The organism is Corynebacterium sp. PCR 32 (genome assembly GCF_037464985.1).
Taxonomy (GTDB): Bacteria; Actinomycetota; Actinomycetes; order Mycobacteriales; family Mycobacteriaceae; genus Corynebacterium; species Corynebacterium kroppenstedtii_D.
The window spans coordinates 111128-134527 of the sequence record NZ_JBAHVL010000001.1; the positions used below are offsets into that span (position 1 = coordinate 111128).

Genomic DNA, 23400 nt, shown 5'->3' on the forward strand with positions numbered 1-23400 from the left:
AGTATCAGTGCAATGCTCGGGTAATCAGTGCGTCGCAGCCGTCACCATAATAGTGTGCACGGTGGCTACATTGTGCCCCGCGTGCTGGTGGCGGTTGTGTGCCCCCAGCGCTGAGGCGTTATCGCGTCGTCGGGATCTACACGGGGAGCATGTGCTGCCTACTCGGGGCTCACTCGGGAGTGGATCACCATGTCGTCCCATTCCACAACTTTCTTGCGTTCGCGGTCTTCTTTGTGGCCGAGGTGCTGCTCGTAGGCTTCGAGTGCGTGGTAGCCCTCCCACGTGGTCACTTCGACGCCTTTGTCTTTGAGGAGTGTGAGGATGGCGTCGGCGTCGGTGGTTTTCGGTGCGGTGAGCACGCCGTTGGCGAGATCTTCGAGGAGGCAGTCGACGGTCTCGTTCGCGTCGCCTTTGGTGTTACCGATTAAGCCGACGGGGCCGCGTTTAACCCACCCAGTGGTATAGAGGCCATCGAGGGTGTCGTCTGATCCGGGTTCGCGGACGATGCGGCCGGCGATGTTGGGGATGACGTGGTTGTTGTTGTCGAAGGGGATGTCGGCGGCAGGGTCGGATTGGTAACCGACGGCGTGGTACACGGCGCCGAGGTCCCAATCGTGGTATTCGCCGGTGCCGCGGATTCCGCCGTGGCCGTCGAGTTCGGTGCGTTCAGTGCGTAAGCCGGTCACTGTCCCGTTTTCGGTCAGGATTTCGACGGGGGATTCGAAGAAATGGATGAAGAGTTTGTGGGGTCGGTCCTCGATCTCGCGGATGGCGTACTGTTCGAGGATGCTGCACACCATGTCTTGAATTTTGGAGTTGCGGCGGGCGGCTTCAGAAGCTTCGTCGTAGTGAATGTCCTCTGGGTCAACAATGACTTGGATCGTGGGGGATGCGTCTAGTTCTTTGAGTTCCATGGGGGTGAACTTTGCCTGGGCGGGGCCACGTCGGCCGAACATGTGGACCTCGGTTGCTTTGTTGTTCTTCAGTGAGGTGTAGACGTTGTCTGGGATTTCAGTAACGTGTAATTCATCGGCTGTTTTTGCGAGTATGCGGGCGACGTCAACGGCAACGTTGCCGACTCCGATAACCCCAACGTTCTGGGCGTGGAGGTCCCAGTCGCGTTCGAAGAGGGGGTTGCCGTCGTAAAATCCGACGAATTCGCCGGCTCCCCAGGATCCGTTGGCGCCTTCCCCGGGTACGTTGAGTGCGCGGTCGCCGGTGGCGCCGGTGGCGATGATGACGGCGTCGTAGTGGGATTGTAGTTCGGCGAGTGTGATGTCTTTACCGTATTCGACATTGCCGATGAGTCGCAGTTCTGGCTTGTTCATCACTTTGTGTAGTGACTTGATAATCCCTTTAATGCGCGGGTGGTCGGGGGCCACGCCGTAGCGGATGAGTCCGAAGGGGGCGGGCATTTTCTCAAAGAGGTCGATTGCGAGGTCGCCGTCGTGTTTTTTCATGAGGGCGTCTGAGGCGTATATGCCTGCTGGCCCGGAGCCGATGACGGCGACACGGAGTGGTCGGTTCATGGTTGGGTGTCTCCTTTTATGTTCGTTGTGGTTTCTGGATCGCTGTAAGCTTGATAAACCCGAAACTATACTACTCTGTCTATTTTTATTTTTGAGTTGTGGGTAGCCTACTCTACGGTCGCGTTGCCGACTATCATGATGGATGTTCGGCAGTATGCACATGGTGGCACGGTGGCCCAGGGTGATCCCGGGGATTGGCATCCTTGCGTGGGGGAGGGGGTCCCCAGTCGTTGTAAAAAGTGACGAATGGTCGCACAAGAAATAGGCAATAGGGATAATGAAAGACATAACCACATAGTGCTCAGGCCCACAGAGGCACCCTATTGTGACGTACAACATATATGATGGGGAGGAGTGAGTGCAGCGAACACCCCTGCGCCGCCAACCCCTGACAACTAGTGATCGTGGAGGTTCAACGACATGCCGTCTGCCTTATACATTGACCTCGGAGCAGCATCGGTAGCCTCGGCAGGAAGCCAGCTTCCCCGCCGCCTCCGAGACAACCTGAGCCGAATCATCACCGACTCACGCCCCAACCCCTCTGACCTCGTTACCGAGGCAGTCGACACAGCTCTGTCACCCACCACCACACTGGGAGACAACCTCGTGGCAACAGGCGACATCACCGTAGACTCACGCATCGCAGCCAGCATCGGGGTCCCCATTGTTCTCCTATGCCCCACCGACACCGCACCTGACCCACTCCGGGTCTCCCTCGCCCTCACCACAGCAACATCCCAGGGCGCGCACATCGCCGCCATCGTCACACATGACGGCCAGCCTATCGACGGCATCGACGACAGTATCCCCACCATCGCCGTCTCCGACAACGCCCTTGTCACAGCACTCGAATCTGCCGTATCCGCAGCCGGTCATGATGGCAACCTCGACCCCACCATGGGACCCGAGGTCTTTCAACACAACCTCATCGAACAAGCACGAGCCGCCGACGCACACATCGTCCTACCCGAAGGTGACGACGACCGCATCCTCCAGGCGGCCGACTGGCTCCTCCGCCACCAGGTATGCAAGCTCACGATCCTCGGCAACCCTGACACCATCTACTCACGGTGCGACGACCTCGGCCTCAACCTCGCCGATGCCACCATCGTCAACCCCCACGGCGTCGACGACACCTCCGTCACACAAGCCGAAAAGTTCGCCACCACCTTCGCTGAACTGCGAAAAAAGAAAGGCATCACACTCGACGAGGCGCGGGAGACCATGAAAGACATCTCCTACTACGCCACCATGATGATCCACGAGGGGCACGCTGACGGCATGGTATCCGGTGCCGCACACACCACCGCACACACGATCCGCCCCGCACTACAAATCATCAAAACTGCGCCGGGGTCATCCGTCGTCTCCTCAATCTTCCTCATGGTCATGCCGGGTGCACTCTGGGCATTCGGCGACTGTGCCGTCAACCCCAACCCCACCGCGGAGCAGCTCGCAGACATCGCCATCACGTCCGCGGCCACCGCCGCCGGATTTGGAATCACGCCGCGTGTTGCGCTCTTGTCCTACTCAACCGGTGCCTCCGGGGCAGGCGACGACGTCGACAAGGTCATCCGCGCAGTTACACTAGCCCAGAAGAACCGCGGCACCGAGCCCATCGCCATTGACGGACCCATCCAATTCGATGCCGCCGTCGACCCGGGCGTCGGCTCAAAGAAGATGCCCCAGTCCGACGTGGCTGGCCAGGCCACTGTATTTATTTTCCCCACCCTCGACGCGGGAAACATTGCGTACAAAGCCGTCCAGCGAACCGCGGGCGCGTTAGCTGTCGGCCCGGTGCTCCAAGGGCTCAACAAACCGGTCAATGATCTCTCCCGAGGCGCGACCGTACCAGACATCATTAACACGGTAGCCGTGACAGCAGTACAAGTGGCTGCATGCCACCGTCCCCACGCCCCAGCACAGTCCTGACCAGACACAGAGAGAAGTAACACGATGAACGCCCGTGATGTATCCACCCCGATAGACACCCCGGAAGGGCACTCGTCCGACACCGATGCGCCACCCATCCACGACACCACCAACCATTCCACGGATGAACTTGTCCTGGTGCTCAATTCCGGGTCATCGTCAATTAAGTTTCAACTGGTCAGCCCAGCACAAGGCGCAACCGACGAGCCTTTCGTCTCAGGCTTAGTGGAACAAATTGGTGAGGATAATGGACAGATCACCATCAAACACAACGGAGAAGAACACAGCCGCGAACTGCCCATCCCGAACCACACAGCAGGCCTCGACGAGGCCCTGAAATTCTTGGACACCCTCGGCGTCTCCGTTACCACCTTGAATGTCGTCGCCTGCGGACATCGCGTCGTCCACGGCGGACGCTTATTCAACGGGCCAGCACTCATCGACGACGAGGTTGTGGATTTAATTAGGGACCTCATCCCCCTGGCGCCACTGCACAACCAGGCGCACGTGGATGGCATGGTTGTCGCCCGCACGCTCCTCCCAGACATTCCCCACGTGGCCGTCTTCGATACAGCGTTCTTCCACTCACTCCCACCCGCAGCTGCGTTGTACCCCATCGACGCCGAGACCGCCATGACGCACGCGATTCGCCGCTACGGATTTCATGGTACGAGCCACGAGTATGTCTCCCACAAAGTACCGGAATTGTTGGGCACACCAGCAACCAACGTCAACCAAATCACCCTTCACTTAGGTAACGGTGCGTCTGTTGCAGCCATCCGTGGCGGGCACGCGGTCGACACGTCGATGGGCATGACACCTCTGGCAGGAATCATGATGGGCACACGCTCAGGCGACATTGACCCCAGTATCGTGGTCCACCTTGCCCGAAACGGCATGAGCATCGACGACATCGACGACCTCCTCAACCGCCGATCCGGACTCAAAGGTATGAGCGGGGTGAACGACTTCCGCCTCCTTCAAGAGAAAATCGACCGCGGAGACCACGACGCCTGGAGCGCATACAACATGTATGTGCACTCCATCCGCCGTTTCATTGGCTCCTACATGCTGATCCTCGGCCGTCTCGACGCCATCACCTTCACCGCCGGCGTGGGTGAAAACCATGCTGGGATCCGCCGTGACACCATGGCTCACCTGGAGAACTTCGGCATCATGATTGACGACGAACGCAATGAATCTCCCGCGCGTGAAGCCCGAGAGATTTCCGCAGACGAATCCCGAGTGAAGGTGTTCGTTGTCCCCACCAACGAGGAATTAGCAATCGCCCGGTATGCGGCAGGATATGCTCACACGTAGCACTACAGTCGCTGGCGGGGCGGCACACTGCGAGCCCCCCGATCCTCGGCAGCACAATGAGCCCGTCGCCTGACCCACCGCCCACCCTGGAACAGTGAGGCAACGACAACAATTCCCGCGAACACCCGGTTCGTCGTGGCCTCATCGATGTACCCCAGGCCTCGCACAACAACTAGCAGAGTACAGGCGACAAACATCACGGCAGCGAAAATCTCATCGTTATACCGCACATTGATATTCTTCACGCCCTGACTCTCCTCGCAACGATGTTGCATCGTCAACCATAACGTCAAGTCCCCGCCGTAGCGGGGACTGTATCATGCTAGATCCGCATAGCTGCGTCCAACAAAGAACTCAACCTCAGTGGCACACAACAGGTGCGCCCATCATTGGCACTCAGCTGGGAACATAGCTAGAAAATGAAGACATCGTCACCAATCTGAAGGGTGTCAAAGTAGTGACGGGCATCTTGCTGAGATAAATGAATGCAGCCCGCAGACTCGCGGTTCAAGGAACCCTCGTGGAACGCCATACCGGTGGTGGTGAAATACACCGAGTAGGGCATCGGGGCATTGTTGAACTCGCGGCTCACTTCGTTCTCCACTTTACGAAGAACCTTGTGCCAACCCGGAGTAGTCTCCATCCCTTGCGTACCCGAGGTGATCGGGACCGGACCATACGTCACATTCTTGTGACCATCAGTCAACCACGACCGACGAGCACCCAAATTCACACACGCTTCCGCGCCATCTTCACATGGCGCCGTCACCGCGGTGTGAGCAGCAGCCGCAGCCTCGGCAGCACGCCGTGCTGCTTCCTCAGCAGCTCGAGCGGCCGCCTCACGGGCCGCAGCCTGCTGAGCATCCCAGTCAGCAATAGCGTTCGGCCAGATCGCGGAGATCCACCCGTCAATCGTCGTCCGAATCCAATGAACGGCGTTCGGATCTAGCCTCTCCGTGTTCTGGTAAATACCAGCACGCCACTCCAACGCGACATTTTTAGCTTGGTCTGAAGCTTCGCGGGCAAACGCATTGAATTGATCACGCGCCTGGTTAAGGAAATCCTGCGGATTAGTGGACCCGATGGGTGGCAAATCCTGTGCGCTAGCAGGAGCAGGATGAACAACAGTAACACCACCAGCGAACGCTGCAATTGCGGACAGTGACGCAGCTGCGGAGACACCGATGCGAGTAGAAATTCGGCGATGAGCTTTAGACATGGAGCCTACTTTAAACGGTGTGCAATGGTTTTCCTACTTTTATGCAGCAGTAACGCATCATTTGTCCTGAAATTACACCCGAAAAACCACCCGTTGGCACTTACCACCACGTCCGTGGACGGATAGCATTCGCCATATCGACTAGATGGTATCGATGATGAGGGTATTGGACACCATGAGCCATCCGCCGCAAGTCAGCCTCCACACCAAGGCGAAGACCACGCACTTCAAACGGCTGTCCGAAAAGCGTCGGCGCCGCGGCATGGGTGCGGTTCGTCGCCCGGAGCCAGTGGAGCCCAGCAGACATAACAGCAACCCGAACCTGCGGCATACGCGGCTCATTTGTTGGTATTTCATCGAGGCGTTGGGCAGCATCGATAATGCGGTCTTCAGTGAGATCCTTCGGAGAGCCAGAGATCAGATGCAGGACTGTCGTCAACCGGGCGAGACGATGATGCCGTGATGCTTGAGGCACCTGGTCTAGCGCCTCGACCGCCCGGGCGACATCCCCTTCTGCCATAAACTGTCGGGACAATCCGAACGCCGACGACACCGTCGTGGGGTTCGTTGCCCACACCAACCCATACAAACGCGTGGCATGGAAACGCAACGACACGGGATTATCACCAAGAGGATCCCACCTGTCACCCATGGCCTCCAAAGCACTCGCCGACGGCAACGCCGAGGCATGCCCCAACGTCGCAGCAGCAACAGCAGTCTGCTGATCTAAGACCGAGGTCATGGCTAATCCTTTAGCCTGAAGCCACAATTCTGAGGTCGCGGCAATCGCTAACTTGGCAGCAGGCTCTCCCGGGAGAATAAAAATAACCTTCTCAAAATGTTGCTGAGCGTGTGCATAGTCATTGAGCAAGAGCGCGGTGATCCCCGAATACCACTCGTACCTCCAATCACGGGTAAAGGAGGACGCGAATGTCGACAAGTAGCTGTGAGCTTCATCGAAAAGTCCAAGATCAAGCATCGCCCTCACAATAGAAAGAGGAATCTCCACACTCTCGGCATACTCCGGCTCTTTCATCACAGCGTTCAGCGAGTCAACGACCTCGGCAGGTTCGGAGTAGCTGATCGTGGAGAGCACATGCGCTCCCGGATCCGTGGTATCCACCATGGGTACGGGCAAGGCAGCAACCACCTCAGGAGCTGTGATCTCAATGGACCGCTCAATACCATCGACCAGCTGGTCCGTTCGAAACACCAAATGCTTCGTCCCATATGTCGTCCTCTGCGGAGAAAATTGCGAATGCAAATGGGGGAAATGCACCTGATCACGCACGGCACGAATTTCACGCAACACCCCCGTCAGTTGGTTCGCCATCGCCGAGGCCGAGGCAAAACGCCGCTGAGGATCCGGATCTGTCGCCCGCAGCAGCAAACGATACAACGATAAATACCGGCGAAATACCGGTTCATCGGTCGGTGTGGGCAGCCCGTCGAGGTACCGTCCATCTGACATTGGTAAATGAACAACAAGTGACGCTAACGTCCGCCCGACGGTGTAAATGTCGCTACGCACCGTTGGGCCGGTCTCCGTAATCTCTGGTGCCTGAAACCCGGGTGTTCCATAAATATGTCCGAACGCGCCGATACCGGTCACAGCCCCCAAATCGATGAGTTTGACCTGTTCTTCGGTAATGATGATGTTGTCCGGCTTTAAATCGTTGTAGACGACCCCGCGGGAGTGGAGATAATCTAACGCCTCGAGAACCTCAAGCATGTACCCGATAGCAATATCGACGTCGAAAATCCTGTCCCGCTGCTTTTTCCGCTGCGTGCGTAGTGATGGTCCGCCGACATATTCCATCACAATAAATCCGCCAGGAGAGCGGGCGTCGTCGACAAAGTTATAGATCTTAACGATCCCAGTGTGTGTAATGTCCGCCAGGAATGCTCGCTCGGCGCCTGCGATAGCCCGGTCTTGCTCATTTGCCGTCGGCTTCATTCCCTTGAGTACCACCCACCGGTCGGAGACATTGTGGTCGACCGCCAGGTAAATCCACCCCACGCCGCCGTTGGCGAGGGCACCAACTACTTCATACTGCCCGGCGACGACATCCCCGTGATGCAACGCCGGCGCTTTAGCATCTGTCTCTTTGATGCTGTCCGAATCCATGACGGATTGGCGAGGGTCTGTTGGCACGATGAACGGTAAGGACACCATGCCATCGGCAACAACTTTGCCGCGGCGGGATGCTGCTCGACGTTCGCGGAACGTGGAGAGTGCGCGTTCGCGGGAGGCTTGCCCAGGGTCGTTGGGGGAGTGGCGCGTGGTTGGGGTTGTTACGCTATCGCCATTGGGTAGTAGTGCGCTGATGTTGTGGATATCGATGTCCAGGTCGTCATCGTCGTCATCGTCAGCGAAAGGGTCAAATGGGACTGCTCGGGTGCCCATGACTGTGGCTGCCTCAGTGGGCATCACGGTTGTTGTGCCGGTGGGTTGGTGATCGGCAGGTTCGCTGATGATCTCGTGGTTGTGCTCGCCTGGATCGGGGGTGTGCGGTGTGGCGGGGTTGGTGTCACCATCTGTGGCGGCGTTGTCGGCTGTGGTGTGTTTGCCGTCCTGGGAGTGTGGTTCGGAATCGCTCATTGTGGTTCCTCTTGGACGTATCTGGGGCTGGGTGGGATGCCGGAATCGCCGAGGTATTTTCTCAGCCATGTGTCGTAGAGACGGTGCCATGTGCCGTCGGTCCGGATGCGCATGAGGGTGGAGTTGACTTGTCTGACGAGGCCGTCAGTGTTCTTTCCCGGTGTTGATTTTGCGATTCCCACAGCGTAATTGCTGGATCCATAGGATTGGCTGACGAGGTGTGTGTTGGAGTCTTGTGCGGCGAGGCCTGCGAGGATGGAGTCATCAGAGATGATGGCTTGTACTTGATGTTGTTGCATAGCGACGAGGCAGTCGGCCCAGTCGTTGGTGATTAAGAATCGTGAGTGTGGTGTGATGTCTTGCGCTTTTTTCTGGAATGTGGAGTCTTTGGTGGCACATACGGTGGCGCCGTTGAGGTCTGTGGCTGAGTGGATGGGTGCCGTTGTGGAGGCGAGGATCCGCGCGTGAGTGTGTAAGTAGGGTGCCGAGAAGGCGACGGCGGATTGTCGTTCGTGGTCGATGGTCATGGTGCGGACGACGATGTCGACGTCACCGTGTTGTAGTGCTCCGACGCGTTCTGCTGAGGAGAGGAACCGGAAATCGACGTGTTCTGGATCGCCGAAGATATCGCGTGAGATCTCGTGGGCCAGGGAGACTTCGAAGCCTTCGAGGTTGCCGTTGCTGGTGTCTTGAAATCCTAAGAAGTTGAGTGATGAGGAGACTCCGACGATGATGCGTCCACGTCGTACGATGTCGGGGACGCGGTCGCGAGGAAGCGCGTTGTCCGGTGCGAGCGTGGTGTTGAGAGCAGTGCTGTCGATGGTGGTCGGCTCTGAGCGTTGAGATGGTGTTCGGGCGGAAGGAGCGGTGTATGTCGCCCCGTCGGGTGTTGGGGTGAAGGGGGTGACGGAGAGGTCGACGCCTTGGTGGTCGTCGTTCGCGTCGTCGACGCTGGAGCAGGCGGTGGCGGGAAGGATAGCGACTGTCAGTGCTGCAGCGGCGATCCACGGTCGGGCTCGTCGTGGTGTATGTGGGTGGTGTGCTGTGTTGATCATGTGTACTCCTGCATGCGGGGGCGGACGCCAAGGAGGACGCCAATAACGGAGAGGACGGACAGGATGAGTACTGATCGGGTGATGTTTCGTGAGGTGTCTTGACTGTTTTCCAGGTAGGTTCGTAGGTTGCTGCGTGTGTTTTGGATAAGTACCCAGAGTGATTGGTCGAGGTGGGTGAATTGTCGCTCGGAGTTGAGTGTGGATTGGTCGCGTCCGACGGCAATATCGACTGCGCTGGTGTAGTCACCGCGGCTTACGCGGTTGGCGAGTTCTTGGTGTGAAACTTTCCAGGAGTTTGCGGCGACGATCGCGTCAGTGAGCGCGTCAGCGGGGGCTGTGATGGGGGCGCGGTGGTGGGTGGTGCTGCCGTCGTGTTTCTTGTTTTTGTTGGTGTTTTCGAATGTGCCGTTTTCTTTCAGGCGGGTGAGTGTGTGTTGGATGTCGCTGACCGTGGTAGAGAAGTCGGCTGAGGAGTTGTGTGCGCGTCGGCGGACGAGCATGAGGGCTTCGTCTGTGCGGGCCTTTTGTGCACTGATGCGTGCGGCGGTGAGTTCGTGGAGTGGTTCGGATGCTCGGTTGAAGTCAGCGTTGCCGACGGCGACGATGATGAGGGATGAGATGGCCATCCAGATGAGTGCGATGGTCATGGCGGTCGTGGCGAACAGGAGACCGCTATTCAAGCGTCGATTGGTGAGCGCCGCGAGCCAGAACTGGGCGATGACCAGGAGAATAATGGCTGCGAGTAGTCCTGATGCTGGGAACCACATGGGGCGGGTGAGGGATCTGGCTTGGTGTCGTACGCGGTCAGAGGTGATGGTGTAGAGGCGTGATGCTGCTGGGATGATGGAATTTTGCATGATGGCGCTGGCCTCGGTGAGGTAGGAGGCGCTGATGGTGTTTCCTTGTCTGTTGTTGGTACGCGCCTGGGCGATTAGCCCCGTGTAGATGGGGAGACGTTGGTTGACGACTGCGAGGAGGTGGAGGACTTCGTAGTCGGATGAATGTGCGCCTGCGCCGGCTTCGATGAGCGCCGTTGATGCGGTTTGAATTGCGGTGGTGAAGCGGTTGTCTTCGGCGGGGGAGCCGACGCCTCTCTCGAGGAATCCGATGGTGGCGGTAGAGTCGGCGACGGAGAGTGATCCGTAGAGGCGTTGGGCAGCGTTGGAGAGTGGTTCTGTGTTTGTAACGAGGTTGTTGAGCTGGTCCTGGCGGCTCGACGAGGTGTAGGTGAGAGCGCCGCCGGCGGCGATGATGGCGATCACCAATACGGTTGTCATGGTGGTGAGCCGTCCAGGTGATGTGCGGACATATGCCCAGATTCGGCCGGGAATTTTCAGGGTCGGCGCGATGGCGTCGTGAAAGATGTGCCACCGGCCCGGCGTGGTATCGGCAACATGGGGTTCGAGGGAGTCGTCCATGGTGCTGAGCCGTATGTGGCTGGCGTCGGAGGAGTGTGCGGGGCCGCGGGTGCGTCCCGGTCCTCGTTCTCGTGCCATACGGATCCCTTACCTGTCGCGCTGATGATGTGTGCTTGTGCTCGCCGGAGTGTGATGGTGGGATGGCGAGCGGTGTTCTGGTGACACAATTGTCACATCTGTCTCTCCAGTCTAGGTGTTACGTGCACGACGAGAGGATCGATGTCTGTCTTCTAGTGTAAAAATATGGCACACTGCTCTACATGATCGAAATACGCGGCCTCACAAAGAGGTATGGGGACAAGGTAGCGGTCGATTCGCTCGACTTCACAGTGAAGCCAGGAGTCGTGACTGGTTTTCTTGGCCCGAACGGGGCAGGTAAATCGACCACGATGCGGATGATTACAGGGTTGGATAGCCCGACCCAGGGTTCGGCAACGGTGAACGGGAAAAAATATCAGTCGTTGCCAGCGCCTGCGCAGGAAATTGGGTCACTGCTGGAGGCTAAATGGGTGCATCCGAATCGGACCGCGCGGACTCATTTGAAGTGGTTGGCTCAAGCTAGTGGTATTTCGAACAAGCGTGTTGATGAAGTTCTCGAGCTCGTTGGGTTGACGGATGTTGCCTCGAAAAAGGCAGGTGGCTTTTCGCTCGGTATGAGTCAGCGTTTGGGTCTTGCTGGCGCTTTGCTGGGTGATCCGGAGACGTTGATTTTGGATGAGCCAGTCAACGGTTTGGACCCGGAGGGTATCCGTTGGGTTCGTACGTTTTTGAAGAATTTGGCTGCTGAGGGCCGTACGGTGTTCGTCAGTTCGCATATGTTGTCCGAGATGGCGTTGACTGCTGAAAATTTGGTTGTCATCGGTCGTGGCAAGCTGGTTGCTGATACGACGGTTCACGAGTTCACATCGTCACGTGGTGGTGGATCGACACGGCTTCGTGTGGGTGACCATGACCACATGGTGGAAGCGTTGAAGAAGGAAAACATCGAGTTCACCATTGATCGTGATGATGATGGACGTGATGTCTTTGTTGTGACGGATTCGTCGACGGATGATCTCGGCAAGGTGGCGTATTCCTACGGTATTCCGGTCCTTCAGTTGGAAGAGTGCCGTGCGTCATTGGAGGATGCGTTCTTGCAGATCACCGGTGATGTTGTTGAATATCAGGGTGGGGCTTCTCAGGGAGGAAAGAACTAATGTTGATTAATTCGATTCGCGCTGAGTGGACAAAGCTCACCTCGACGAAGTCGTTTTACTGGACGTCGGCGTTGATCGTTGTCTTGAGTTGTGGTTTCTCCATCATCATGGGTCTCGCGATGAAATCCGCTATGGAGTCGTCGAAGCCAGAAGACCTGCAGGATGGTGGTGCTTTGTTGTTTAGTCCTGTGACTGCTGTTCAAGGTTTTAGCGGATTTGGCACCATGGTGATCATCATCATGGCGACGCTGTTTGTGACGACGGAATATCGTTTTAAGACGATGAATGCGTCCATCATGGTGACACCGAAGCGTCCAATTATCGTGGTCTCAAAGGCCGTGGTGTATGGCGTGGTTGCAGCGGTGTTGGCGTTCATCACGAGTGTGGGGTGTGTTGTCAGCTTTAAAGCATTCGCTGGGGAGCACGGCAAGGAAGTAGCCGTGTTCTCGCATGAGGCGAACCGGACGCACATGGCAGCGATTGTGCAAACACTATTGGTTGTTATTTTTGCTATTGGTGTGGCGTTCCTCGTGCGTCAGACCGCTGGGGCTATTGCCATCATGTTGCTGTGGACTACGGTTATAGAAGGTCTGTTGATGGTTATTCCGAAGGTGGGTACGCGTGTTAAGGGTTATCTCCCGTTCGCTAACCTCGACGCCTGGGTGCGTGATACCCGTGCTTCAGGTGCTCCGTGGGATGAGACAGGCAGTCTGCTCTATTTCGCTGCATGGGCACTGGTTCTCTTTGTGGCTGGCATTGTGGTGTTCACGAAGCGTGATGCGTAGACCATTCGTGGACAGTGTCTGCGCCTGTCGCGCGTAGTTTTCGACCTGATATGCATGCCGATGGCATGCGTGGCAGCAGTGGTCGCGTTGCCTCTTAGATATCGTAGTCGACGATGAGGGGTGCGTGGTCGCTGCTGCCTTTGTGTGCACGCTCATCTTTATCGACAGTGACGGCGCCGGCAGTCTCGGTGAGGGCGGGTGATGCCCATTGCATGTCGATGCGCATACCGTGGTTTCGTCCGAAGCGTCCTTGGGTGTAGTCCCAGTAGGTGTATCCCGAGGAGTGGGTGACGTCAGTGAATCCTTCGTCTTCGAGGGCAGTGAGTGCGTTGCGTTCGCGGGGGGTGACGTGGGTGCGTCCGATGAAATGGGTGGGGTCCCAGACGTCGCTGTCGTGGGGCGCGATGTTCCAATCTCCGACGAGTGCGAGGAGGAGTTCAGGATCGTTGTCGATAGCGTGTGAGGCGTAGGTGCGGACGGCGTCGAGAAAGCGAAGTTTGTAGGTGAAATGGATGTCACTGATGGCGCGTCCGTTGGGGACGTAGAGGCTCATGATGGTGATACCTCCGCAGGTTGCGGCGATGGATCGTGGTTCGATGGTGTGTTCTGCGGTGAGATCTTTGTTGAACCCTGGCTGGTGGGGAAGAGTGTGGATGGAGGTGAGCCCCACGCGGGAGGCGATGGCCACTCCATTCCAATGGTTAGTTCCACAGACAGCAACGTCGTAGCCGGCATCGGCGAAAACGTCGCGGGGAAATTGGTCGTCGGTGCATTTGGTTTCTTGCATGGCGAGGACATCGATACTGTGACGGTCGAGTGTGTCGATGATCCGTGGGATGCGGGTACGGACAGAGTTGACGTTCCAGGTGGCCAATCGCATACATGCGAGCCTACTTCGTGTGGCATTCGTTGGTGACAGCTGGTTTCTTCTCATGGCTGGGTTCTGCTGTTGATATGACGGCACCGTCGCTAGGCGCTTGGTGATCCTTGGTGGTGGGATAGTGTCATGCGTAGCGGAGAAGTGTCGGTGAGGTAGCGGTGGCGGTGATGGTCGCCGAATCCCAGGCTGTGATAGAGAGCGCGCCCGGGAACGTTGGATTCGATGACGTGAAGGTAGGCGTTATCTGCGCCATGGTGCGCTCCCCAGTTCATCATGATGGTGCCAAGCCGGGTGGCTAGTCCCTGTCGACGGTAGGATTGTGCAACGTTGACGGCGGAGTAGCCTAACCAGGTTCGTCCGTCAGGGGAGCGTGTGATGGTGCCTCGTGTGATGGCGACGGTGGTTCCATTGACACGGAGGTGGCCGAATCCCACGAGTCCGTCGATAGAGTGCGAGAGGTGCTGGAGTGCGGAGGCGGGGAGTGGGCGGCCACGGAAATGGTACAGGGATAACCAGTCGTCGGTGGGATGGTCGGTGATGTCCCATGTGATCTCTATTGATGGATCAGCTGTGGGGTTCGTGTGTACCTGGCGACCAGTGTGGGGATTGGTGCTGTCCTCGGTAGTGTCCCCGGTGGCTGTGGTGGTGTGTAGTTCCTTGGTCATGGTGATGATGTCGGGTCCGCGGGTCCACTCGCCTGGCATCCGAAAGGCGGGACGTGCGATGCGGTCGGGTGCAGCAATGAGGGTGGGGAGACCGTGCTGCCGGTAGATGTCGCGGATAGCGTCGATGGGGACTGCGGAGAACGCTGTATGGGGTTCGAGAGGGATGGCGCTGTTAGAGCGTTCTGTGATGCCATCACCAACGCGAACAAGCCAACCATCGACCCATTCATGGTGCACGACTCCGGGGAATGCGAGGGCGTAGGCGTGTTCGATGGCGCGAATATCGCTATTGCGGACGGGGTGTGCGGGCAGGGGCTTGATGACAGTGACAAGGTCCGGGTCGATGGTGATGTCATCGTCGGGTGTTCCCGCGGTGTGGCGGCGGATAATGAGTGGTTCGAGTGAGAGGACCGTGCCGATGACGTCGGTGAGATGGGTGCCGTCGGGGCCGGTGGCGGTGAGTCGACGTCGGACGACGACGCGGGCTCCGATGACAAGTGAGGCGGGGTCGGACCAGCGGGAGATGGGGAGTGATGGTGGTGTGGTGTTAGCCATGGGTGGTGGTCACCGCTTTTCGGAGTGGGGTGTCCTGGATAGGGTATCCGGGGTGTGGTGAATAGCCGTGGCGTGGGGACACGTGGCGCGTGTGGTCTGCCCACCGGATGCGAGGGATTAGTCGTCGTTGTCGGCCCCGAAGGGGTCACGGTCGATGCCGGGTGTCCAGGTGTTTCCCGGTACGGTCCATCCGTTGCGTTTGATTTTTTTCTTTGCTATGCGGGCCCAGCGGCCGATGAGTGTGTCTGTGTAGAGGTAACCATCGAGGTGTCCGACTTCGTGTTGGAGACAACGCGCGAAGAATCCGTAGCCTTCGATGCTCACTGGTTTACCATGTTCGTCGGTTCCTGTGACGCGTGCCCAGTTGGCGCGGCCGGTGGGGAAGTCGAGGCCGGGGACCGAGAGGCACCCTTCTGCATCGGAGCCGTCGGTGGCGGGCATTGTTTCGGGGATGTCAGAGGTTTCCAGGATGGGGTTAACGACGCATCCTTTGCGGCGTGGCCCTCCTTGGGCTTTGAGTTCGTCTTCTGTTTTTGCGCGGCCGTCGGGGCCTTCGATGTCGGGGCAGTCATAGACGAAGAGTCGCTTGGCGACTCCAATTTGGTTGGCGGCGAGGCCAACGCCGCGGGAGAGTTCGAGTGTTTCGTACATATCGGAGACGAGCTCGGCGATGTCTTCGGGCGACTCGGTGACTGGTTGGGTCGGGTTGTGGAGGACGGGGTCACCGGCGATAACAATTGGGCGCACAGTCATGAGGTATAGAATAGTGGCCGTTTCTTGTGCGGTCCTATAGGGAGTGTTCACGTCGTATTTATTGTGTTTAGTGGTAGTAGTGAGGATTGGGGTGATCGGCAGGGTGGAGCGTGGTGGTGATGATAATTCTTCGCGTGGGCTCAGTGATGAGGAGCGTCGCATGTTGGAGTTTGAGCAGCGTGTGTGGCGGCGTGATTCGGCGAAGGATGAGATGATTCGTCGTCGGTTTCAGCTGAGTCCGATTCGGTATTATCAGCGTCTTTATTGTCTGATTCAGCGTCGGGATGCCGTGGAGGAATTTCCGACGACCGTGTCACGGCTGTTGCGCATTGTAGATCGTGATGGAATGTGAGCAATACCAGCGTGTGAAACAATTGTGACTAAAGAGAAATAAGTTATTATTGTGTTGTGAATTTCGATAATGAACCTGAACACCCTCAGCACACCAACCGTGGCCGGGCCCATGATCGTCGTGATAGTGATGATCTCTTCGAGGATCACGCATATGATGATGTCGGCAACGATGGGGATACGGGTGATACTCCTGGTCGTAATAGTGATAGTCAGGGTGGTTACACCGGATTCGCAGGGTATGGCTCCTACGAGGAGCACCCCCATCGTGACAAGGGCGCTCCGGCATCGGCTGTAGCCTCTCAGCCGGTGGAATCCTCTGAGACTGCGACCTTTGATGATGAGCCTGAGGATGCGCCCAAGTCGAAGGTTCCTTTGCGCGCGATTGGTATTATTTTGTTGATCGTTGCCGCCCTGCTCATTGCGTTTGGCATTTTTCACATGGTGAGCGATGACAAGGATGACGGGCAATCGTCGGATCATTCCGCTATACCGTCAGCCTCCGTTCATTCTGACCATCCAGGTTCTGAGACTGGTTCGGGCGCGCACCAACCGAGTACTAATCCCCACCATCCTCACGGTGCTGATGGGGCTCAGCCGTCGACTGCTACCGGTCCCGCGGAATCCGGCGGCGCTGGCCATCATGGTGCGCCTGCTGCGCCGGGTGCCCCTGGATCATCGGGAAGTCACGGCAATGGTGCTGAGGGAAGCGTGGATAAGAGTAAAATTCAGGTCACTGTTTTGAATAACTCGCGAATCCAAGGGTTGGCAGAGAAAGTAACTAAGCATCTGTCTGCTGACCACTGGAGCAACACGTCTTTCGGTAATCTACCGGGGGACGGTGGTGCTGCGTTTCCTGATTCTGTGGTGTTGTATGACGACAATGTAGAGAGCAAAGCTGCCGCTACTGAGGTGGCGACCACACTTGGTCTCAAGGCTCAGCCTAAGACCGATCAGACAAATCAGCAGTTGACCAATGCAAAGATGCTGTCAGGTCAACATCCGGGTTCTGTCATCGTTGTGACAACGGCTGATATGAACCCGTAGCGGCCTGACCCCTTGTGGTTCTACCGCGCGTGACATCGAAGACATAGACAACAGTGCGACGCTGAGCTTTGTGGAAGCCCGGCGTCGTTGTCGTAAGCCCGGAAGGTAGACCAGCGTGGCATCGGAACAACCTCCGTTTCTTTCATTTAATGCGTCCCCTGATTCGACGTTGGGTGTGGAGTGGGAACTTGCCGTCGTTGATCCTGTGACGATGGACCTGGTACCTCGAGCAGAAGAACTGTTGGATGTGATGTCGAGGCGTGATCCGCATCATCGGGTTGTTGGTGAGTTCTTGGCTAACACTGTTGAACTGGTCACTAAGGTGTGCAGTTCTGTTCCTGAGGCTGTCGACGATGTGCGGGAGTCGTTGGGGCTTGCTTTGCGTGCGGCGGAGGAAATTGGGGTGGAGTTGTTTTCCGCGGGCACTCACCCTTTCGCTCACTGGGGTGACCAGAAGTTGTCGGATCAGTCTAATTATCAGCAGATCATCGAGCGCACGCAGTGGTGGGGGCGGCAGATGTTGATATGGGGCATTCATGTTCATGTCGGGATAAGTTCGAAGGACCGGGTGTGGCCCATTATTAATGCGATGGCGACGTTGTATCCGCATATATTGGCGTTGTCGGCATCGTCGCCTGCGTGGGAGGGGGTGGATACCGGCTACGCCAGTAATCGGACGCTTGTGTATCAGCAGCTACCGACCGCGGGTTTGCCCTACCCATTTGAGTCGTGGGAGGAGTGGGAGGCATTCACGCGAGATCAGTTGCGGAGCGGGGTAATTGATAAGCCTGACGCGATGCATTTGGATATTCGTCCAGCGGGGAAGTGGGGGACTATTGAGGTGCGTTGTGCTGATGCGACGACGAACCTACGTGATCTGAGTGCGATTGTCGCGTTTGTACACTGTGCTGTGGTGTATTTTGATCGTGCCTATGAGCGTGGCGAGGTGTTGCCTCGTTTGCAGCAGTGGCATGTGGTGGAGAATAAGTGGCGTGCTGCTCGGTATGGGTTGGATGCGCTGGTTATTGTGGATCGCGACACGAATGAGAAGGGTGTGCGTGATGATATTCGCCAGTGGGTTGATCGGCTTCGGCCGATCGCTGACGATCTTTCATGCCGTCGCGAGTTGGACATGATTCTCACCATTGTTAATGAGGGGGCGGCTTATGAGCGGCAGCGGGAGGTTGCGCGTGCTGCTGGTGCTGTCTGTGAGCCGGGTGTCCGACTGGTGGGGGATCCCGGCGTTCGTGATGGGTTTGCGACGCCGGAGGCGTGGAAGGAAGCTGTCCGTGTGGTTATCGATGAGCTGAAGCGGAATGATCCGGGGTGCTGACAGGGTCGGTGATGCTGGGGTACAGGCGGTTAGCTGCGTTGATGAGTGCGTTGGCGGAGGATATGTCTGGATTAGGCCCGAATCCGATTGTCCAGGCTTGTCGACGCTCGTGGGTGGCGTAGATCATGGTGGCGGTGGCTTCGTAGATAGCGAATTGGTGGAATTCGAGGATTTCGATGCGTCGGCCGTTGTTGGCGAGGATGTGTGTTGTTGCGCTGACGGCGCCCATTGATGTGATGTGGTGTGTACTGTTTCGGTGGTGTTGTGGTTGTGTCCGGTCGGTTAGGGTGAGGCTGTAGTGGCGTTGGCCGGCGCGATGCTGCTGGTGGGTGATGGAGTGCAGGTTGAGGGGGCCAGCGGGGGTGCAGAATGTTTCTGTGAAGGTGCGCCAATCCATGCCGCGAGCTTGTTCGCGTAGTCCGCGGGGGAGTCGGTGGCCGAAGCGTGCGCGGAAAGGATCGTCGGCGAAGGTGCGGCGTGTGGGTTGTGTGGCGAAGTCGGTGCCGTGGTTGAGTGTGGTGAAGGCTCGGGTGGTGTCGCGAGTGAAGGAGGTGGTGTGGCGGCGGCTGGGGGTATAGATAAACACGGGGCGAGATCCTTGGTGTGTGGACGCTTCACCCGGGCTACGGGGTGCTTGTCTCTGACGATGCGTTACTGTGGTGGGTGATCGCTCGTTGACGGTGTTGGTGCCTGCTGGTTGTTGGCGGTGGAGGGGACGGGTGTGCGCCTGCTCCGTGTGGGGACCGGGTGTGGTCCGTGGGGTCGCGTGGCGGGGTGGGCCTGCGTCAGGTGTAGCCGGGTGATAGCGCGGTGGCCATCATGGTCGGTTGGACTGACAGGGCCTGGGGTGCTGGGCTCAATCCTGGGCGGGTGAGGTCAGTCCTTACTCACTGCCGAGGTCGCTAGCCTTAAGTACTCGTAGCGCGGCGGCCGCAATGGGGCTTAGCCCGAGGGGCGCGTCGATGGGGGCCGGGGAGGTTGGTGCCGAGTGCTTGAGGTTGCGAAGTCCCGTGGGGTTCGCCGTAAGCATGGTGTCTACCGTAATGATGTGATGTTAGCTCTGCAATAGAATTGTGATGTGATGGTGGGGGTCGGGGGTGAAATTGAGACATGTGCCACTGGGAAAAAGTCGTGTAATGACATAAGAAATCCCCCTCAACGTGCACATTCTCACGATGTGAGATTTTTCGCCAAGGGGGTGGGATTGGGGTGGTGCTGCGCAGGATACACCCCTGCGGATCGACACTAGGTCCGGCCGAACCGCGTGAGGAACAACAGCTCCGCGATGGCGAAATGCTTGATCTCAGAGGGATCAACAGACTCATTGGCGCTGTGGATCCGACATTCGGGCTCTTCGACACCGAAGAGCGCCAACTCCGCGTTGGGATTCGCCGTGAGTAACCCGGCACACAGAGGAATGGACCCACCTGACGCGTTGAAAACGACGTCATTATCGAAGGCATCGGTGAGAGCATCACGCAACGCGGCATGGAGCGGGCCGGACGTATCGGCACTGAATGGTTCGCCGATAGATTCGCGTTCGATGGTGATGTGCGCGCCCCACGGTACATGGTTCTCCAAGTGCGCGACGAGTGCGTCTTGCGCCTCGATGGGATTCATTGTCGAGGGGACCCGCAGATTAAGGACAGCCGCGCTGTGTGCTGGCACTGCGTTGATAGCTTCCTTCGTCGGCACTGCGTCGAGCGCTGTCACCGTGATTGCTGGCTGCGCAACGGTGAGGTCAGTGACGCTGGGCCCCTCACCACTGGTGGTACCGGCAGCGCCATAGAGTTCCACACCGTCTAGGACAGACGCGTCCTTCCGGAAGGTTTCGGGGTCGGTGTGATTTCCGTTCCACTGTCCTGAGGTGTCGAGCCCATCAACGGTGAGTAAGCCGTTCTCGTCGTGCAACGTACCGAGGAGCTGAATCATCGCGAGCAGAGCATCGGGGGCAGCTCCGCCAAATTGGCCGGAGTGGACGGGGCCTTCCAGTGTGTCCAATGCGACTGTCACTCCCGCACTTCCGCGTAGTGACGTGCATAAGGCGGGTTCACCAACACGGTCGGAACCGGAGTCTGCGATGAGAATGTCGTCAGCTGCGAACAGTTCGGGGTGGTCGTCAAGAAGAGAGTCGAGTCCGGCGCCACCGCGTTCCTCGGAACCTTCGACAACGATGCGAATGCCGATTTTGGGCTCGTCAGGGTGGCGTTCTTCCCATTCTTTGAGGCCGTGGAGTGCGGCGAGGTGCATGACGAGGTTACCCTTGCAGTCTGCGGCGCCCCGCCCGTACCAACGGCCATTGCGCTCGGTGAGTGTCCACGGGTCGGAGTCCCATGCGTCGGTGTCTGTTGCGGGTTGAACGTCAAAGTGGGAGTACAGCAAAACGGTGGGCATGCCGTCGGTGGCTTGCCTCAGGCCAATAATGGCGGTGGAGCCATCTGTGGTGACATGCTTGTCAACGGGTATACCAGCGGCTGTAAAGGCATCGGCCACCCAATTAGCGGCCTTAGCATTGTCCTCCTCAAGCCCGGCGAAGTCGTGAACGGAGGCATAGCTCACCAGTTCGGTCAACCATGCGCGGACATCATCCATGCGGGAGGAAATATATCGGGCGGCGTCGCTGGGTGAATAGGGGGCAGAACTGCGAGTTGTTTCGGCACTGTTCGTGGTGTCATTGTGTGTCATGGTTCATAGCGTAGCGTCACTGTCGCGAGTCTCTGTCGGGGCGGTGGCGGTGAGGGTTCGCATCATGATTTTTGTGGAATCTTTCGTGACAACCTTGCACTCTGGGCATGAGACTGCTAAACAAGAGTTAGCACTCTAGTATTGAGAGTGCCAAAGACTTACAACAAGTGTTTACCGGTTATGGTGAGAGAAATAAGAAGACACGTGTTTCTCGTGCCGTCGCGGGCGCCATCGCCGGATCGTGTGTCGTCAACAACAACGGAGGATCGGACAGCCTCATGGCCAAGATCATTGCTTTCGACGAGGAAGCTCGCCGCGGATTGGAAAAGGGACTCAACTCCCTTGCTGATGCAGTCAAGGTGACGTTGGGGCCCAAGGGTCGCAACGTCGTCCTGGAGAAGAAATGGGGCGCTCCTACGATCACCAATGATGGTGTGACTATCGCCCGCGAAATCGAACTTGAGGATCCGTACGAGAAGATCGGTGCGGAACTCGTCAAAGAGGTTGCAAAGAAGACGGATGACGTCGCCGGTGACGGAACCACAACGGCAACCGTTCTCGCCCAGTCACTGGTTCACGAGGGCTTGCGCAATGTTGCTGCTGGCTCCAACCCGATGGGCATCAAGCGTGGTATTCAGGCTGCTACCAAGGCTGTGACCACACAGCTGCTGGATTCCGCCAAGGATATTGAAACCGAAGAAGAAATCGCCGCAACCGCTGGTATTTCTGCTGCCGACCAGACCATTGGTGAGCTTATTGCCAAGGCTATGTACAAGGTTGGCGACGGTAAACTGAACAAAGATGGTGTCATCACTGTCGAGGAGTCCAACACCTTCGGTGTTGATCTTGAAGTAACCGAAGGTATGCGCTTCGATAAGGGCTACATCTCTGGCTACTTCGCCACCGACATGGAGCGCCAGGAAGCTATTCTCGAGGATCCGTACATCCTTCTTGCCTCCTCCAAGATTGGCAACGTGAAAGATCTTCTCCCGTTGTTGGAGAAGGTCATGCAGTCGGGCAAGCCATTGCTGATCATTGCTGAAGACGTCGAGGGTGAAGCTCTGTCTACCCTGGTTGTCAACAAGATTCGTGGCACCTTCAAGTCTGTTGCTGTGAAGGCTCCGGGCTTTGGTGACCGCCGCAAGGCTCAGCTGCAGGATATCGCTATCCTGACCGGTGGACAGGTTATCTCTGAAGAGGTTGGCTTGACCCTGGAGAACGCTGATCTTCCGCTGCTGGGTCGCGCTCGTAAGGTTGTTGTCACCAAGGATGAGACCACCATCGTGGAGGGTGCTGGTTCCTCGGAGCAGATTGAGGGTCGCGTTAAGCAGATCCGTACGGAGATTGACAACTCTGACTCCGACTACGACCGCGAGAAGTTGCAGGAGCGCTTGGCCAAGCTGGCTGGTGGCGTCGCTGTTTTGAAGGTGGGTGCTGCGACTGAGGTTGAACTCAAGGAGCGTAAGCACCGCATCGAGGACGCTGTCCGTAACGCTAAGGCGGCTGCTGAAGAAGGCATCGTTGCTGGTGGCGGCTCTGCACTTCTACAGGCTTCCTCTGTCCTGGATGGCGATCTGGGATTGACCGGTGACGAAGCTATCGGCGTTCGTATCTTGCGTGCGGCCCTTGAGGCTCCGTTGAAGCAGATCGCTCTCAACGCTGGCCTGGAGCCGGGTGTTGTTGCCGACAAGGTTGCCCACCTCGACGAGGGCTTCGGCTTGAATGCGGCGACCGGCGAATACGTTAACCTGATGGAAGCCGGCATCAATGATCCGGTGAAGGTGACCCGTTCCGCACTGCAGAACGCATCGTCCATCGCGTCTCTGTTCCTCACCACGGAGGCCGTTGTTGCTGACAAGCCTGAGCCTGCCGCTCCGGCTGCACCTGGTGCCGATGAGATGGCTGGCATGGGTGGGTTCTAGTGAGAACCTTAATGATGGTTAGCTAGCCGGCACATAGCTGGTGTTCCGCCGCGGCATGAGCAGGGGCCACCCTAGCCATGTCCGGTGGCGACGACCATTATTGTGAGTAGACCGCTCCCACTGTGGAGCGGTCTGTTTTTATATGTCACATAG

Annotated in this window: 21 protein-coding genes; 9 read left to right on the top strand and 12 right to left on the bottom strand. The window is 57.7% G+C overall.

Going from position 1 to position 23400, the window contains the following annotated elements; all coding sequences use genetic code 11:
- Positions 1-158: 158 nt before the first annotated feature.
- Positions 159-1529 carry an FAD-dependent oxidoreductase gene (locus V5S80_RS00420; protein WP_395168797.1) on the bottom strand — a complete coding sequence of 457 codons (1371 nt, stop codon included), beginning with the start codon at positions 1527-1529 and terminating at the stop codon, positions 159-161.
- Between the two features lie 420 nt (positions 1530-1949).
- Between V5S80_RS00420 and pta the strand changes: the two genes are divergently transcribed.
- A complete protein-coding gene (gene pta / locus V5S80_RS00425; RefSeq protein WP_395168798.1) occupies positions 1950-3461 on the top strand; it encodes a phosphate acetyltransferase in 1512 nt (503 codons plus the stop codon).
- 24 nt (positions 3462-3485) lie between these two features.
- Positions 3486-4781, top strand: coding sequence for an acetate kinase (locus tag V5S80_RS00430; RefSeq protein WP_395168799.1), 1296 nt, complete (start codon positions 3486-3488; stop codon positions 4779-4781).
- A gap of 2 nt (positions 4782-4783) precedes the next feature.
- Here the strand turns inward: V5S80_RS00430 and V5S80_RS00435 are convergent, their stop codons facing one another.
- From V5S80_RS00435 to V5S80_RS00455, 5 genes are all read right to left on the bottom strand, one after another.
- Complete coding sequence (locus V5S80_RS00435) at positions 4784-5026, bottom strand: hypothetical protein (RefSeq protein ID WP_395168800.1); 243 nt, start codon at positions 5024-5026, stop codon at positions 4784-4786.
- A 167-nt stretch (positions 5027-5193) separates the two neighbouring features.
- A complete protein-coding gene (locus V5S80_RS00440; RefSeq protein ID WP_395168801.1) occupies positions 5194-6000 on the bottom strand; it encodes a L,D-transpeptidase in 807 nt (268 codons plus the stop codon).
- A gap of 100 nt (positions 6001-6100) precedes the next feature.
- On the bottom strand, positions 6101-8602 hold the full coding sequence (locus V5S80_RS00445) for a tetratricopeptide repeat protein (RefSeq protein ID WP_395168802.1): 2502 nt from the start codon (positions 8600-8602) through the stop codon (positions 6101-6103).
- Positions 8599-9657, bottom strand: coding sequence for a transporter substrate-binding domain-containing protein (locus V5S80_RS00450; RefSeq protein ID WP_395168803.1), 1059 nt, complete (start codon positions 9655-9657; stop codon positions 8599-8601). Before V5S80_RS00450 ends, V5S80_RS00445 begins: the two co-directional genes overlap by 4 nt.
- Positions 9654-11153, bottom strand: coding sequence for a hypothetical protein (locus V5S80_RS00455; RefSeq protein ID WP_395168804.1), 1500 nt, complete (start codon positions 11151-11153; stop codon positions 9654-9656). The genes V5S80_RS00450 and V5S80_RS00455 overlap by 4 nt, the downstream gene beginning before the upstream one ends.
- Before the next feature lie 182 nt (positions 11154-11335).
- Between V5S80_RS00455 and V5S80_RS00460 the strand changes: the two genes are divergently transcribed.
- Both V5S80_RS00460 and V5S80_RS00465 read left to right on the top strand, forming a co-directional pair.
- Positions 11336-12271 carry an ABC transporter ATP-binding protein gene (locus V5S80_RS00460; protein WP_395168805.1) on the top strand — a complete coding sequence of 312 codons (936 nt, stop codon included), beginning with the start codon at positions 11336-11338 and terminating at the stop codon, positions 12269-12271.
- Positions 12271-13056: an ABC transporter permease subunit gene (locus V5S80_RS00465; protein WP_395168806.1), complete on the top strand. Its 786-nt coding sequence runs from the start codon at positions 12271-12273 to the stop codon at positions 13054-13056. Before V5S80_RS00460 ends, V5S80_RS00465 begins: the two co-directional genes overlap by 1 nt.
- 94 nt (positions 13057-13150) lie before the next feature.
- Here the strand turns inward: V5S80_RS00465 and V5S80_RS00470 are convergent, their stop codons facing one another.
- The 3 genes from V5S80_RS00470 to V5S80_RS00480 form a co-directional block, all read right to left on the bottom strand.
- Positions 13151-13936 carry an exodeoxyribonuclease III gene (locus V5S80_RS00470; RefSeq protein WP_395168807.1) on the bottom strand — a complete coding sequence of 262 codons (786 nt, stop codon included), beginning with the start codon at positions 13934-13936 and terminating at the stop codon, positions 13151-13153.
- Between the two features lie 89 nt (positions 13937-14025).
- Positions 14026-15156, bottom strand: a complete 1131-nt coding sequence (locus V5S80_RS00475) for a GNAT family N-acetyltransferase (protein ID WP_395168808.1) — start codon at positions 15154-15156, stop codon at positions 14026-14028.
- 117 nt (positions 15157-15273) lie between these two features.
- Positions 15274-15909 (bottom strand): peptide deformylase, encoded by a 636-nt coding sequence (locus V5S80_RS00480; RefSeq protein ID WP_395168809.1) that lies wholly within the window; start codon positions 15907-15909, stop codon positions 15274-15276.
- A 79-nt stretch (positions 15910-15988) separates the two neighbouring features.
- Here V5S80_RS00480 and V5S80_RS00485 point away from each other — a divergent pair, with 79 nt between their 5' ends.
- The 3 genes from V5S80_RS00485 to V5S80_RS00495 all read left to right on the top strand — a co-directional run bounded on the left by V5S80_RS00485 (position 15989) and on the right by V5S80_RS00495 (position 18640).
- The gene (locus tag V5S80_RS00485; protein ID WP_395168810.1) at positions 15989-16261 is read left to right on the top strand and encodes a DUF3263 domain-containing protein; all 273 of its coding nucleotides are present in this window, start codon (positions 15989-15991) and stop codon (positions 16259-16261) included.
- A gap of 56 nt (positions 16262-16317) precedes the next feature.
- Complete coding sequence (locus V5S80_RS00490) at positions 16318-17307, top strand: LytR C-terminal domain-containing protein (RefSeq protein ID WP_395168811.1); 990 nt, start codon at positions 16318-16320, stop codon at positions 17305-17307.
- A 115-nt stretch (positions 17308-17422) separates the two neighbouring features.
- Complete coding sequence (locus V5S80_RS00495) at positions 17423-18640, top strand: glutamate--cysteine ligase (protein WP_395168812.1); 1218 nt, start codon at positions 17423-17425, stop codon at positions 18638-18640.
- Here the strand turns inward: V5S80_RS00495 and V5S80_RS00500 are convergent.
- From V5S80_RS00500 to V5S80_RS00510, 3 genes are all read right to left on the bottom strand, one after another.
- On the bottom strand, positions 18603-19226 hold the full coding sequence (locus V5S80_RS00500; RefSeq protein WP_395168813.1) for an acetyl-CoA acetyltransferase: 624 nt from the start codon (positions 19224-19226) through the stop codon (positions 18603-18605). The genes V5S80_RS00495 and V5S80_RS00500 overlap by 38 nt on opposite strands.
- A 297-nt stretch (positions 19227-19523) precedes the next feature.
- Positions 19524-19670 (bottom strand): hypothetical protein, encoded by a 147-nt coding sequence (locus tag V5S80_RS00505; protein WP_395168814.1) that lies wholly within the window; start codon positions 19668-19670, stop codon positions 19524-19526.
- 215 nt (positions 19671-19885) lie between these two features.
- Positions 19886-21325 (bottom strand): dipeptidase, encoded by a 1440-nt coding sequence (locus tag V5S80_RS00510; RefSeq protein WP_395168815.1) that lies wholly within the window; start codon positions 21323-21325, stop codon positions 19886-19888.
- Between V5S80_RS00510 and V5S80_RS00515 the strand changes: the two genes are divergently transcribed.
- Together V5S80_RS00515 and groL are read left to right on the top strand one after the other, a co-directional pair.
- Entirely contained in the window at positions 21324-21464 is a 141-nt protein-coding gene (locus tag V5S80_RS00515; RefSeq protein ID WP_395168816.1) for a hypothetical protein, read from the top strand. The two genes, V5S80_RS00510 and V5S80_RS00515, sit on opposite strands and share 2 nt — an antisense overlap.
- 139 nt (positions 21465-21603) lie before the next feature.
- Positions 21604-23247 (top strand): chaperonin GroEL, encoded by a 1644-nt coding sequence (gene groL / locus V5S80_RS00520; RefSeq protein ID WP_395169389.1) that lies wholly within the window; start codon positions 21604-21606, stop codon positions 23245-23247.
- Positions 23248-23400 lie beyond the last annotated feature (153 nt).

Bases quoted from the DNA above. Each gene is read 5' to 3' on its own strand.
- V5S80_RS00420 (WP_395168797.1), bottom strand. From the start codon at position 1,529: ATGAACCGACCACTCCGTGTCGCCGTCATCGGCTCCGGGCCAGCAGGC.
- pta (WP_395168798.1), top strand. From the start codon at position 1,950: ATGCCGTCTGCCTTATACATTGACCTCGGAGCAGCATCGGTAGCCTCG.
- V5S80_RS00430 (WP_395168799.1), top strand. From the start codon at position 3,486: ATGAACGCCCGTGATGTATCCACCCCGATAGACACCCCGGAAGGGCAC.
- V5S80_RS00440 (WP_395168801.1), bottom strand. From the start codon at position 6,000: ATGTCTAAAGCTCATCGCCGAATTTCTACTCGCATCGGTGTCTCCGCA.
- V5S80_RS00445 (WP_395168802.1), bottom strand. From the start codon at position 8,602: ATGAGCGATTCCGAACCACACTCCCAGGACGGCAAACACACCACAGCC.
- V5S80_RS00450 (WP_395168803.1), bottom strand. From the start codon at position 9,657: ATGATCAACACAGCACACCACCCACATACACCACGACGAGCCCGACCG.
- V5S80_RS00455 (WP_395168804.1), bottom strand. From the start codon at position 11,153: ATGGCACGAGAACGAGGACCGGGACGCACCCGCGGCCCCGCACACTCC.
- V5S80_RS00460 (WP_395168805.1), top strand. From the start codon at position 11,336: ATGATCGAAATACGCGGCCTCACAAAGAGGTATGGGGACAAGGTAGCG.
- V5S80_RS00465 (WP_395168806.1), top strand. From the start codon at position 12,271: ATGTTGATTAATTCGATTCGCGCTGAGTGGACAAAGCTCACCTCGACG.
- V5S80_RS00470 (WP_395168807.1), bottom strand. From the start codon at position 13,936: ATGCGATTGGCCACCTGGAACGTCAACTCTGTCCGTACCCGCATCCCA.
- V5S80_RS00475 (WP_395168808.1), bottom strand. From the start codon at position 15,156: ATGGCTAACACCACACCACCATCACTCCCCATCTCCCGCTGGTCCGAC.
- V5S80_RS00480 (WP_395168809.1), bottom strand. From the start codon at position 15,909: ATGACTGTGCGCCCAATTGTTATCGCCGGTGACCCCGTCCTCCACAAC.
- V5S80_RS00505 (WP_395168814.1), bottom strand. From the start codon at position 19,670: ATGCTTACGGCGAACCCCACGGGACTTCGCAACCTCAAGCACTCGGCA.
- V5S80_RS00515 (WP_395168816.1), top strand. From the start codon at position 21,324: ATGGTTCATAGCGTAGCGTCACTGTCGCGAGTCTCTGTCGGGGCGGTG.
- V5S80_RS00510 (WP_395168815.1), bottom strand. From the start codon at position 21,325: ATGACACACAATGACACCACGAACAGTGCCGAAACAACTCGCAGTTCT.
- groL (WP_395169389.1), top strand. From the start codon at position 21,604: ATGGCCAAGATCATTGCTTTCGACGAGGAAGCTCGCCGCGGATTGGAA.